Raw genomic sequence first — 12,511 nt, 5'->3', positions numbered from 1 at the left:
GCGGAGTCAGGCGGCGTTGGTAACGAACCGTCCATCCGACTGGTCGAGACGACGGCGGATCTGGGTTATCACCATCGAATCGTCGGGTACACAATTTTCATAGGTGAGGAAGTCGCCGGTCTTGACCGGCTTGACCACCTTGGCGCGTTCGGCAAGCCCGAGCGGCAGGGCGCCGCGGGCGCGCGCGTCCTCCCAGGTCATGGCAAAGCCGCGATAGTCGTTCTCGCCGATCATGCCGAGCGACTGGCCAAGGCCAAGGTCGCTCTTGGCCACAGCCACCGCTTCGGCGACCGGATGGTCGAGCGGCTCCATGTCGGCGCGCTTGTAGACCACGGCACGCGCCGCCGACAGCGGCACTTCCAGGCTGGTCAGGTGATAGGGGCGGAAGATCGTGAAATACGGGCCCTTGCCGACCTTGAGGTCGACCATGCGTTCCAGCACGCGCGGGTGCCTTGTCTCGATGATGCAGAACACGCCGGGCGCCACGCCCTTGCCGATGGAGTAGTCGACCACGCCCTTGCGATGCAGCACGCCGCCGTCCTCGCGCGGGCAGAGCACGTTGGCCAGTTCTTCCAGCGTCGCAGTCGGCCCATGCATACCCGGCACGTCGGGCACCAGTCCGGTGGCGTTGGCGATCGCCACCATCTCGATCGCCGTCTTGGAGCCGTCGACGAATTCGACCAGCATGCGCGCATTCATGTTGCGCTCGGCCGCTTCCTTCTCGTAGTCGGCAGGCATGGCGTCGATCTTCAGCGGATTGTTCTTGCCCTTGCCGGCGGCGATGATGTTGAAGCCAAGGCTCCTGGCAAAGCCGATGATCTCCAGTGTGCAGGCGGGCTCGTCGCCGGCCGCACCCGTGTAGACCACGCCGGCCTTGCGCGCCTCTTCCTTGAGGAAGCGACCGATGGTGATGTCGGCCTCGACATTGAGCATGACGATGTGCTTGCCGTTCTTCATCACTTCGAGCGCAAACAGCGTGCCGATGTTGGGGTTGCCGGTGGCGTCGATGATGACGTCGATGCGGCCGGCGGAGGCCAGCGCATGCAGGTCTTCGGTCACCGCGATCTTGCCGGCCTCGATGGCGCGGTCGATGGCTGACGCATTGGCCGCCTGCACGATATCGGAACGGTCATGGCCGGCGAGCAATGCGGCGTCGATCGCCGCTTGCGGCCTAACTTCGGAAATTGCACCGATGCGCATGCCCGGCATCAATGCGACCTGAACGACGATGTCGGTGCCCATCTGCCCGGCGCCGGCCAGACCGATGGTGATCGGTCCCTGCTTTTCAGCGCGCTGCAGAAGTTCCGCTGCAAATTGCGGATGGGACATGTCGCTTCCTCCAGTTCCTGACGCGCCGCAGCGTCGAAATCATCATTTTGAACATTCCTATTTCCAAATGAACAATATTTCAACCGGCAATTTGGCAATAGGAGCAGGTCATTCAAATCATGAAGTGAAGTTGCGCTGATGGTGCAGAACCTCTTTGACGCTGGCGGGACATGCCCTGCCGGACATCTCCCAACGAGGGGGGAGATTGGCCGTCGCCGGCCGCTGTGGTTATTTTTCAACGTTGCAAGATGAGCGGAGCGCCAAAATTGCCAATCTCCCCACAAGTGGGGGAGATGTCCGGCAGGACAGAGGGGGGCGCGAAGGATCGCCACGATCGCCAATCGGCGCCGTTTGCTTCGCCCCGAAATGACGACGGGAGAAATGCGGCTCAGAAATAGCCGGCCGACGCGGCCGTGGCTTCCTTCGGGATTTCGACGCCGTCGACCAGGATCTTGTCGACCAACTCGTGGTGGAAGCACACCAGCCCCTTGATGCGCTCGGCCTCGTGGACGGGCTCGGGATAGTACCAGACGAGGTTCTCGTGGCGCTTAGCCTTGGTCGTCACATGATAATAGTTGGAGATACCCTTGTAGGGGCAGCGCGAGATGTAGCGGCTGGGCGCAAACAGATCGAGCCGCGTGTCGGCGATCGGCAAATAGTGGCGCACCGGATGCCCGGTCTCGAACAGGAAGACGCCACGGCGTGAATCGGCGACCTGCTCGCCGTCGAGGACGACCTGGACGCGCCGCGACGACGGCAGGCAGTCGACCCGGCGGAACGGATCGCGGGCGTGGACGAAGATCTCCTCGTCCTCCTCGAACCAGTGACCAATCTTGCTCCAATAGAACGACATGTAGTCTGAAATCGGCGGACAGCCCTTGACCGGATCGAGATAGCGCCATGCGCCATCCTCGACCAGCGTGATGCCGGTGTTGAGCGAGTAGTGCGTAGCGACACCCTTGTATGGATCCTCCGTCGTCGTCTTGCTGGGCAGCAGGAACTCCTCACGCACGTCGCCGATCGGGAAATAGTAGACCGGCAGATGATCGGATTCGTAGAACACCAGCGCGTTGACCGTGTCGGCGACAATCATCGACCCGACCTGGACGCGCAGCCGTTTCGGCGATGGCATGGTGAAGGCGACATAGCCCGGCTCGAACTCATACTGGACGATGGTGTCAAGCAAGGGGAAATGCGGTCCGCGACCGCGCAGGTGGGGCTTGCGAATGATGGCCTCCCGTTTCTTTTCTTTTGTGATCAAGCGTTGGCGCACGACTAGAGCGAGAAGGTTGGCGAGGGGTTCCGGGCGGCGGGCATTCTCTGCGTCGAACCGCTCGAGCGATGGCCCCCCATCGCTTGTCGCGGCCCTGCTGCCGGATAGCCTCGCCGCCCGAAACGCTGAATGGTCCAATCTAGCCTCTACCTTTTTGGTTGAGCGATCTTTGGGATCTCTATCCCAGGGACACGCGGTCGAGCAGCAGCCCGGCCGCGATTGGCGGCAGGCCGCTGACATTCTTGCGCACCGGCACCAAAAGGTCCGGGAAATAGCTGAAGATGACCGGGGTCTCGTCGAGCAGCAATTTCTGGATGTCGGAGGCAGCACTGCGCTGGGCGCCGATATCGAGCGCCTTCAGGTAACTTTTGACCATGCCGTCATAGGTGGAATTCTTGAAATGCGCCGCATTCCAGGGTCCGTCGCTGGTGAGCGGGCTGTTGAGGAACACATTCGGCACGCTGCGGTGTGCGTAATCGGTGATACCGAGTGGGCTGTCCAGCCAGTCCGATTGGCCGAACACCGCCTTCCCGTAATATTTGTCCTGGTCTTCGATGTTGAGCGCAATGCGGGCGCCGATCTCCTTGGCGAAGTTCTGGAACAATTGCGCGTATCCCGGAATGTCGGAATAGCGCAGCGTCGTCAGCGTCATGTCGAAGCCGCTGGCCAGTCCCGCCGCCTCGAGCAGTTGCTTGGCCTTGGCAATGTCCTGCACCCGCTGCGGCACCGACTTGTCGGTCGCCGGAAAAGCCGGCGCGAACGGGCTGTCATTGCCGGTGGCGGCCATGCCGCGGCACAAGCCATCGACCAGCTTGCTGCGGTCAATGCACAGCGCCAGGGCCTGGCGCACGCGCTTGTCGGTAAACGGGCCGGTGTCGCAGCGCATATGCAACTGGCGGTGGGCGGTCGAGGCGACGCGCAAGACGGTGATATCAGAGCTGTTCAGCACCACCTGACTGACATCGAGCGGCACCGCGTCGAGCAGATCCACTTCGCCGGCCTGTAGCGCCAGGATGCGCGGTTGCACGTCGCCGTAGAACTTGAATTCGAGCCGGTCGGGCAACGCCTTTTCGCCCCAATAGTCGGGGTTGCGGATAAAGCTGGCGCCGACCTTCGGCGTGTAGCTCTCGAGCCGGAACGGCCCGGTACCCTCGAAGGTCTTTTCGTAATCGCCCTTGTAGCTCGCCGGCAGGATGACGGCGTTGTAATTGTCGATCGACACCGAATAGGGAAAGCTGCCGTTCGGCGCATCGAGATGGAAGGCGACGGTATGGTCGTCGACCTTGCGGGTGCCGCCCTTCGACAACAACCCCTTGAACACCGACAGCGCGTTGGATGCACCGCTCGGATCGGCGAGACGGTCGAAGGTCGCCACAACGTCGTCCGCCCGAAACTCCTCGCCATTGTGGAATTTTACGCCCTTGCGCAGCTTGAAGGTCCAGACGCTGCCATCCTCGTTCGGCGACCAGCTTTCTGCCAGCACTGGCTTCAGGGTCAGGTCCGGCTGGGTGACGCAGAGAAATTCGGCGGTCTGGAACACCAGCTGGTAGCTGCCACTGTCGTAATAGGTGACGGGGTCGATCGCGCCGCCCGGCGTCGCGATGCCGGCGCGCACGGTTCCGCCCGGCTTGCCCTCGGCGCGCGCCTGTGGCGTGCCGAGACCGGCGGCGGCAACGATGCCGCCCAGCAACGGCAGCGACAGGCCGAGCAAGCTGCCGTGGCGCAAGAAATCGCGGCGGCCGATCCTGCCCGCCAGAAGCTCGTCGACAGCGGAATTTTCGATTGCGGTGAGATTTTTGCGAGCGGTATCGATCATCTTGAAATGCTTGGGCATGGCTGCATTCCTTTGTCCTTGGGGGGCTGGCCATCTAGGTCATTGTTGACTGCGGCCGAAAAGCGATATTTTTTGATGGGAGCCATCGAAATTTTCGATGCGGGAGCCAAGGCATGGACACTGAAAATCTGCGCAGTTTTCTAGAGGTTGCCGCCCATGGCAGCTTCACTGTTGCGGCCAGCCGGCTCAACCTCGCCCAGTCCACAGTCAGCGCGCGAATCCGCGGTCTGGAGGACCAATTGGGACGCCGGCTTTTCGTTCGCGATCGCGACGGAGTGACGCTCACTCCGGCCGGCCGGCAGTTCCTGCCGCATGCCTCCTCGATCACCCGCACCTGGGAGCAGTCGAGGCAAGACATCGCGGTTCCCGATGGCTATGAGACTTTGCTGCGGCTGACCGCGCCTGCCTATCTATGGGACCGGATCACCTCGCCCTGGGTCGCCTGGATGCGCGATAGGTGCCCGAACGTCGCGCTGCGGCTCGAAGGCAGTTTTCCCGACCTGGCCATAGACCAGCTGGCTGAGGGCCTGCTCGACATCTGCATCCTCTATCTGCCGCGGCCGCATCCCGGCATCGTCTATGAAACGCTGGCTGTCGATCAGGTCGTGCTTGTCCAGCATGCGGCACAGACCCAGCCCTGGACGGAGAACTACATCCTCATGGACTGGGGGCTCGAATTCCGCATCGAGCACGACCGCGCTTTTGCCGGCATGGTGAAGCCGGCCATTTCGGCCGGGCTGGTCTTCATCGGTCTGCAGCATGTGCTGTCGCAGCAGGCGGCCGCCTATCTGCCGCTCAGCGCCGTCAGCGGCTATATCGAACGGGGCGACATGAAACGCATCGAGGATGCACCGGTTTTCCAGCGACCGATCTACCTCGCCTATCCCTCGAACCCCGTCTCGTCGGATACGCTGGATGTCGCGCTGATGGGACTGCGTGCGCTGGCAAGGGACTGGTCGGGCGGTCAGGGTTTTTCGGAGGGCGACCGCGCTTTCAGCATGGCTGACGAGTCCTAGCAGCGGATCAGGCCGGTTCGGTTTCGATCGGTTTCTGCTTCTGCAGCCGCGCAAGTTCCGCATAGGGAATATGGCAGCGGATCGTGTGACCGGGCTCCGCCTCGGCCAGTGGCGGCTCCTGTTCCTCGCAGATCGATCCGATCTTGCGCGGGCAGCGTGTATGGAACACGCAGCCCGATGGCGGATGGGTGGCGCTGGGGATTTCGCCGTCGAGGCGAATGCGCGACGTCTCGGTCTGATCGAGCTTGGGAACGGCCGAGAGCAGCGCTTCCGTATAGGGGTGATGCGGGCCGGAAAAGACGTCTTCGGACGGCCCCAGTTCCATGATCCGCCCGAGATAGAGGACAGCGATCTGGTCGGAGAGATAACGCACCACCGCCAGATCATGCGAGATGAAGATGTAGCTGACATCCTCTTTCGACTGCAGGTCGGCGAGCAGGTTGAGGATAGCCGCCTGCACCGACACATCGAGCGCCGAGGTCGGCTCGTCACAGACGACGATGCGCGGCTCGCCGGCGAAGGCGCGCGCGATTGCCACGCGCTGCTTCAGCCCGCCCGAGAGCTGGCGCGGCTTGACGGCGAGATGCCGGTCGGTAAGCCGCACCGAACGCACGAGTTCATCGAGGCGGGTCTGCAGCGCCGAACCGCTCAAGCCCGCCAGCCGCTTCAGCGCCCGGCTGATCAGATGCCGGATCGAGTGCGAGCGGTTCAGCGCCGAATCCGGGTTCTGGAAGACGATCTGCATCGCCTTGATCTGGTCCGCGGTGCGGCTGTCCAGCCGCGGCGCCAGCGGTTTGCCCTCGAGTTCGATGCTGCCGCCTTCGTCCGGCGGCACCAGGCCAAGCAGAAGCCTGGCGAAGGTGGTCTTGCCGCTGCCGGATTCACCGACCAAGCCAAGCGTTTCGCCAGGCCTCAGGCTGACCGAAACATCCTTCACCGCCCGCAGCGCATGGCCATGGCTGGCATAGGTCTTGTTCAACCCCTCGACGCGCAGCACGGCTTCCGGTGCCGCCTTCGGCGCGGCAGCCGCCGCATCGCTTGGCGTGGCGCGCGGCAGCGACTGCGCCTGTTCGTGATAATGGCAGCGCGACAGCCTTCCGCCGAGATCATAGAGCGGCGGCAATTCGCTGCGGCAGCGGTCCGTCGCCAGCGCGCAGCGGTCGGCGAAGGCGCAGCCTTTGATCGCGGCGCCAAGGCTGGGCAGGAATCCCGGTATGGTGTCGAGGCGGCCCTGGTCCTTGCGCTGGCCGCCGCGCGGCAGGCAGCGCAGCAGCGCCACCGTATAGGGGTGGCGCGGATCGTTGAACACGGCTTCCGTCGGCCCTTCCTCCACCAGCATGCCGGCATAGAGCACGCCAACCCGGTCGCACATGTTGGAGACGACGGCGAGGTTGTGGCTGATGAACAGGATTGACGCCGAAAGCTCCTGGCGCAGCTGCGCGATCAGGTCCAGCACTTCGGCTTCCACGGTCGCGTCGAGACCGGTCGTCGGCTCGTCGAGGATCAGCATGGTCGGGTCGTTGGCCAGCGCCATGGCGATGGCGACGCGCTGCTGCATGCCACCTGAAAGCTGGTGCGGATAGCGCTGCATGACGCTGACCGGATCGGAAATGCGCACCCGGTTGAGCATGGCGATCGCCCGCTCGGTGGCGGCCTGTCCCGAAATGCCGCCAAGCTCGAAGATCTCGGTCAACTGGCGGCCGATGCGGATCGACGGGTTCAGCGCCTTGCCCGGATCCTGATAGACCATCGAGACGCTTTCGGCGCGGGCGCGCCGCAAGGCCTCGGCGTCGAGCTTCATGACATCCTGGCCGTCGAGCGAGATCGCCCCGCCGGTGATCGAGCCGTTGCGCGGCAGATAGCGCACGACGGTAAGTGCGACCGTCGATTTGCCGCAGCCGGATTCGCCGACCAGCCCATAGGCCTCGCCTTGGCCGATTGTGAGGCTGAGGTTGCGCAGCACCGCCCGGTTGCGGCCGGCGACGCGGTAGGCGACGGAGAGATCGTGCAATTCGAGCGCATTGGCGGCTTTGGCGGGCTCAGTCATTGAGCGCCCCTTGCACGCCGTCGGTCACCAGATTGACGCCAATCACCAGCGAGGCGATGGCGAGCGCGTCGAACAGCACCGTCCACCAGAAGCCACCGCCAATCATGCCGTAGTTGCTGGAGATTGAGAGCCCCCAGTCGGGTGAGGGCGGTTGGATACCGAAGCCCATGAAACTCAGCGTGGCGACGGCGAAGATCGCATAGCCCAAGCGGACCGTCGTTTCGACCAGGATCGGCGGAATGACGTTGGGCAGGATTTCGACGAACATCGTATGCATGGCACTTTCGTGCCGGAGCTGGGCTGCGGCGACGTAGTCGAGCTCGCGTTCGGCCAGCACCGCCGAGCGCACCGTGCGGGCGATGATCGGCGCAAAGCTGAGGCCGATGACGACGATGACGGTGGTCTTGGAGGTGCCGAGCGCGACAATGGCGAGCAGCGCGACGATGACCACTGGGATCGCCATGAAGGCTTCGAGGATGCGGCTGATGATGTCGTCGACAATGCCTCTGAAATAGCCGGTGAAGAGACCGAGCGCCGTTCCCGCTATGGTGGCCAGCAAGGTGGCCAGCGGCGCCACTGTGAGGATGTCGCGCGAGCCGACGATGACGCGCGAGAAGACGTCGCGGCCGATCTGGTCAGTGCCGAACCAGTGCTCGGCCGAAGGCCGCGCCAGTGCGTTGATGATGTCGTCGGCAAGCGGGTCGTAGGGCGCGAAATGCTCGCCGAACAGCGCGCAGGCAACCCAGAACAGCACGATGCCGAGGCCGGTGAGGAACGTGCCGGACCGCAGCAGCGAAAAGAACACTTCCGCCATCGGGCCGCGCCGGCTCATATTGTCGGGCGCAGGCAGGCTGGCCTGGCTGTCGGTGGGACTCATTGGTCTGTTCCCAGCCGGATCCGTGGATTCAGCACGGAATAGAGAAAATCGGCGGCCAGCGTGGCGATGGCATAGACGATGCCGATGGTGAGGATACCGGCTTCCAGGATCGGGAAGTCCTTGCCGCGTGCGGCGGTGAAAATCAGCGAGCCGATCCCCTGGTAGCGGAACAGCGTTTCGATGACGACGAGGCCACCGATGAGATAGCCGGTCTGCGTCGCGATGACGGTGATGGTCGGCAGCAGCGCGTTGCGCAGCACATGCCGCCAGATCACGGTTCGCCACGGCAGCCCCTTGAGCACCGCGGTTCGCGTGTAGTCGGAATCCAGCGCCTCGATCATGCCGGAGCGCGCCATGCGGGCGATATAGCCAAACAGCACCAGGAACAGCGGCAGGGAAGGCAGGATCAAGTAGTAGAGCTGGGTGAAGAAGCCGGCATTGGGCGGCCATGCGGCCGAAATCGGCAACCAGCGCAGCCAGACCCCGAAAATCAGGATCAGGATGATGCCGGTGACGAACTCCGGCAGCACCGTTACCGATAGGCCACCGAGGCTGATGACGCGGTCAAGCGGCCGGTTGAGATTGAGCGCTGCAATGACGCCGCCGAGAATGCCGATTGGCACCACCAGCACGAAGGCAACCGCCGCCAGCTTCATCGAATTGCCCAGCGCATCGATGACGAAGGGCGCCACCGGCGAGCGGAAAATATAGGACGTGCCCATGTCGCCCTGGATGAAGTTCCAGATCCAGCTGCCGTATTGGGTGAGCAGCGGACGGTCGACGCCGAGCGTGTGATTGAGCGTGTCGACGGCGCGCTGGTCGGCAAACGGTCCCAATATGGCGCGACCGACATTTCCGGGCAGCACCTGGCCGCCCAGAAACACCATGATGCTGAGCAGGAACAGCGTCACGAGCGACAGTGAGACACGCCGGACGAGGAAGGAGAGAATGGCTAATACTCCTTGTGGAGCCAGCCCCCGCAAGGGAGCTGGCTGTTAGAAGATTGGCTTCTTTCCGTTCAGGCCTTCGATGCTCCGCTGAGGAAGAGCTGCGACATGGCAGTTGGCTGCACGCCGGCGACACCTTTCACGGTCGCCGTCAGATAGTCGTAGAAATAGCCGAAGATGACCGGCGATTCCTCGAGCAGCAGCTTCTGGATCTTGCCGGCGTCCGCCTTTTGCGCTTCGAGATCGAGGGCTGCGATGTAGCTGGTCGCCAGCGTATCGTAGTCCTTGTTCTTGAAGTGCGCCGCATTCCAGGTGCCGTCACTCTTCAGCGGTGCGGCAAGGAAGACGTTCGGCACGCCGCGGTGACCATAGTCGGTGATGCCCATCACCGAATCCAGCCAGTTCGACTTGCCGAACACCGCGTCTCCATAGTAGGCGCCCTGGTCGAGGATGTTGAGCTCGAGCTCGATGCCGATCTCCTTGACCGCGTTCTGGATCAACTGGGCATATTCGGGGATTTCCAGATAGCGCTCGGTGGTCAGCGTCACCTTGAAACCCTTGCCGGCGCCAGCCGCCTCCATCAGTTGCTTGGCCTGCGCGATGTCCTGCTGGCGTTGCGGCACGCTCGGGTCGGTCGAGGGATAGGCGGAGGCAAACGGACTGTCGTTGCCAATGACGGCGCGGCCCTTCATCAGGCCGGCGACCAGCTTGTTGCGGTCGAGGCTGAGCGCGATCGCACGGCGCACACGTGCATCCTTGAACGGATCGGAATCGCAGCGCAGGTGCAACTGCTGGTGGGCGACCGATTTCAGGCTGATGATCTCGATGTTCGGATCGGTCAGCAGGCCGACGCCGGCCAGCACCGGCAGCTGGTTGATGATGTCGACCTGGCCGCCCTGCAGCGCCAGGATCATTGGCTGCGTGTCGGCGAAGAAGGTGAACTCGGTGCGATCGGGCAGCGCCTTCTCGCCCCAGTAACCGTCATTGCGGACGAACGACGCACCGACCTTCGGCGTGTATTTTTCGAGCTTGAATGGCCCAGTGCCGTCGAAGCTCTTCTCGTAGTCGCCCTTGTAGCTCGCCGGCAGGATCACGGCGTTGTAGTTGTCGGACGACAGCATGTAGGGGAAGTTGCCGTTCGGCGCGTCGAGGTGGAACTCCACCGTATAGTCGTCGACCTTCTTGGTGGCGCCCTTCTGCAGGATGCCGGTGAACACCGACAGCGCGTTGGACGAATTGGCCGGATCGGCGAGCCGGTCGATGCTGGCCACCACGTCGTCCGCCTTCATCTCGCCGCCGCTGTGGAACTTCACACCCTTGCGCAGCGTGAAGGTCCACACCGTGCCGGTGTCGTTCGGCTTCCAGCTTTCGGCGAGCGATGGCTGCAGCACGAGGTCGGGGCCGTCGACGCAAAGGAATTCGGCGACCTGCTGCAGGACGACAAGACCGCCGGCATCGGCAATGGTCACGGGATCGATTGCCGCGGCGGGGACGCTGCTGGCGACGCGGATGGTGGCGCCGGGCGCCCCCGCGGCACGAGCGAGCGACGGCATGGCGCCGAAGCCGGCAGCAGCGCCGATGCCGCCGAGAAGCGGCAGCGACAGGCCGAGCAGGCTGCCGTGGCGAATGAAGTCGCGGCGGCTGACCCTGCCATCGACCAGTCCGTCGATCAGGTGATTTTCGAGCGGCGAGCGGCTGCGCCGGATGAAGTCGAGAATGCGAAAGTCCTTGCTCATGGGTTCTACCCTTTCCCCTGTGTTCTTGTGGTTGGCGAATGCTTTGTTGTGGTTGACGAATTCCGTGGATTTCTCCTTCTCCCGGCCGTCAACGAGTTTATTGACCTGGACTGTAGCATGCGGGTTTTCCCGGTCCATCCAGTCCTTGCGGAGGAGGGGCCAAATTTTTTTCGAGGCACTGCTTCCGCCCGTTCCGTCCTGCATCCCGGGCGAAATCGCCGCTGCAGGCTTCTCTTTCTGGTGTTCGTCTCTCTGTCTCCTGTCCTCCTAGTTAAGCGGCAGACGGCGATACGTCCCGGGCTTCACCGGATCGTGATACTTGTTGCACGGCCCGTTCTCGGCAAAGTCGCGATGGCAGGCGGCGAGGTTCTCGCGCGACAGCGTGACGCCGAGGCCGTGACCTTCCGGCACCCGCACGACATTGTTTTTCGGCGAAAACGGTCCTTCCTCGACGACGTCCATCGGCAACATGCGAAACAGCGACTGGTTCGGCTCCCTGATCCAGCCGAGCGCCGCACACAGATGCAGATAGGCAGCGCTGCCGACGCCGCTGTCGCCGCTGTAGCACCAGTAGTCGATGCCGGCGTGCTCGCAGGCGCCGACGAAGCGCAGCATGCGGCCGATGCCGCCATGCGCCGTCGGATTGCCGACGAACGCGTCCGGTACCTTGATCTCCATGGCGCGGGCAATGTCGATATTGTGCGTCGAGAACGGGATCGAGCAATGGCGGCGCAATTCGCGCATCTCCTCGAGGGTCGCCACCGGATCTTCCCAGTTGCGCACGCCAAGCTCCTCCAATGGCCGCGCCAATCGCCTGGCCGTCGCCAGCGAATAGGCCTGGTTGGAATCGATGCGGATCATCGCCTCGTCGCCGAGTTTTTGGCGGATCAGCTCGACCATCCGGAGCGAGACTTTCGGATCCTGCGTCGAGAACTTGCCTTCGAAGAAGGTCGTCCCATAGGTCTCGTGCATCTCGACGCAATAGTCGGCGACCGCTTCCGGTGTCTTCTCGCCTCTCACCTTAGGTCCGTCGCCGCGCAGCGAGAAATAGTCGGTGAACGGGATGTCCTTGCGCACCGCGCCACCGAGCAATTGATAGAGCGGCTGCTTCCACGCCTTGCCGCGCAGATCCCACAACGCCATCTCGATGGCGCCGAAGGCCATGATGCGGGTGCGATCGTTGATTGACTGCACGCCGGTCCAGTAGGGCAGGCAAACATGTTCGGCGCCGGCGATATCGAAGGCGTCGCGGCCGATCAGCCGGGACGCAAGGACATCGTTGATAACAGCCGCGGCGGCCGGTGTCGGCGCTTCGCCGAGGCCGATCAAACCATCCTCGGTCTCGACTTCGACGATGGTTGGCGAAAATCCGTCGAGCTCGCCGAATACCCAGGCGTAGGGCGCTTCGAGCCGAAGGTTGATCGGTGTCGCGGTGATGCGGCGGATCTTCAT

The 12,511-nt window shown here is 63.3% G+C and carries 9 protein-coding genes; 1 reads left to right on the top strand and 8 read right to left on the bottom strand.

Features of this window, described 5'->3' with window-relative positions:
* Window positions 1–6: 6 nt before the first annotated feature.
* From LHFGNBLO_RS31320 to LHFGNBLO_RS31310, 3 genes are all read right to left on the bottom strand, one after another.
* On the bottom strand, window positions 7–1,329 hold the full coding sequence (locus tag LHFGNBLO_RS31320; protein WP_258603806.1) for an NAD(P)H-dependent oxidoreductase: 1,323 nt from the start codon (window positions 1,327–1,329) through the stop codon (window positions 7–9).
* 388 nt (window positions 1,330–1,717) lie between these two features.
* Window positions 1,718–2,515 (bottom strand): DUF427 domain-containing protein, encoded by a 798-nt coding sequence (locus LHFGNBLO_RS31315; RefSeq protein WP_258603804.1) that lies wholly within the window; start codon window positions 2,513–2,515, stop codon window positions 1,718–1,720.
* 265 nt (window positions 2,516–2,780) lie between these two features.
* Window positions 2,781–4,436: an ABC transporter substrate-binding protein gene (locus LHFGNBLO_RS31310; protein ID WP_258603803.1), complete on the bottom strand. Its 1,656-nt coding sequence runs from the start codon at window positions 4,434–4,436 to the stop codon at window positions 2,781–2,783.
* Between the two features lie 113 nt (window positions 4,437–4,549).
* Here LHFGNBLO_RS31310 and LHFGNBLO_RS31305 point away from each other — a divergent pair, with 113 nt between their 5' ends.
* On the top strand, window positions 4,550–5,452 hold the full coding sequence (locus LHFGNBLO_RS31305) for a LysR family transcriptional regulator (RefSeq protein ID WP_258603801.1): 903 nt from the start codon (window positions 4,550–4,552) through the stop codon (window positions 5,450–5,452).
* Window positions 5,453–5,459: 7 nt separating this feature from the next.
* On the opposite strand, the gene LHFGNBLO_RS31300 is transcribed toward LHFGNBLO_RS31305, so the two are convergent.
* The 5 genes from LHFGNBLO_RS31300 to LHFGNBLO_RS31280 form a co-directional block, all read right to left on the bottom strand.
* Window positions 5,460–7,499 (bottom strand): ABC transporter ATP-binding protein, encoded by a 2,040-nt coding sequence (locus LHFGNBLO_RS31300; protein WP_258603799.1) that lies wholly within the window; start codon window positions 7,497–7,499, stop codon window positions 5,460–5,462.
* Window positions 7,492–8,376, bottom strand: a complete 885-nt coding sequence (locus LHFGNBLO_RS31295; protein WP_258603798.1) for an ABC transporter permease — start codon at window positions 8,374–8,376, stop codon at window positions 7,492–7,494. Before LHFGNBLO_RS31295 ends, LHFGNBLO_RS31300 begins: the two co-directional genes overlap by 8 nt.
* Complete coding sequence (locus LHFGNBLO_RS31290; RefSeq protein ID WP_258609991.1) at window positions 8,373–9,326, bottom strand: ABC transporter permease; 954 nt, start codon at window positions 9,324–9,326, stop codon at window positions 8,373–8,375. Before LHFGNBLO_RS31290 ends, LHFGNBLO_RS31295 begins: the two co-directional genes overlap by 4 nt.
* Before the next feature lie 68 nt (window positions 9,327–9,394).
* Window positions 9,395–11,059: an ABC transporter substrate-binding protein gene (locus LHFGNBLO_RS31285; RefSeq protein ID WP_258603796.1), complete on the bottom strand. Its 1,665-nt coding sequence runs from the start codon at window positions 11,057–11,059 to the stop codon at window positions 9,395–9,397.
* 267 nt (window positions 11,060–11,326) lie between these two features.
* A complete protein-coding gene (locus tag LHFGNBLO_RS31280) occupies window positions 11,327–12,511 on the bottom strand; it encodes a mandelate racemase/muconate lactonizing enzyme family protein (protein ID WP_258603795.1) in 1,185 nt (394 codons plus the stop codon).

Origin of the sequence: Mesorhizobium sp. AR10 (assembly GCF_024746795.1) — a bacterium.
In the GTDB taxonomy this organism is placed as follows: domain Bacteria; phylum Pseudomonadota; class Alphaproteobacteria; order Rhizobiales; family Rhizobiaceae; genus Mesorhizobium.
This window is presented reverse-complemented; position numbering and strand designations above follow the sequence as displayed.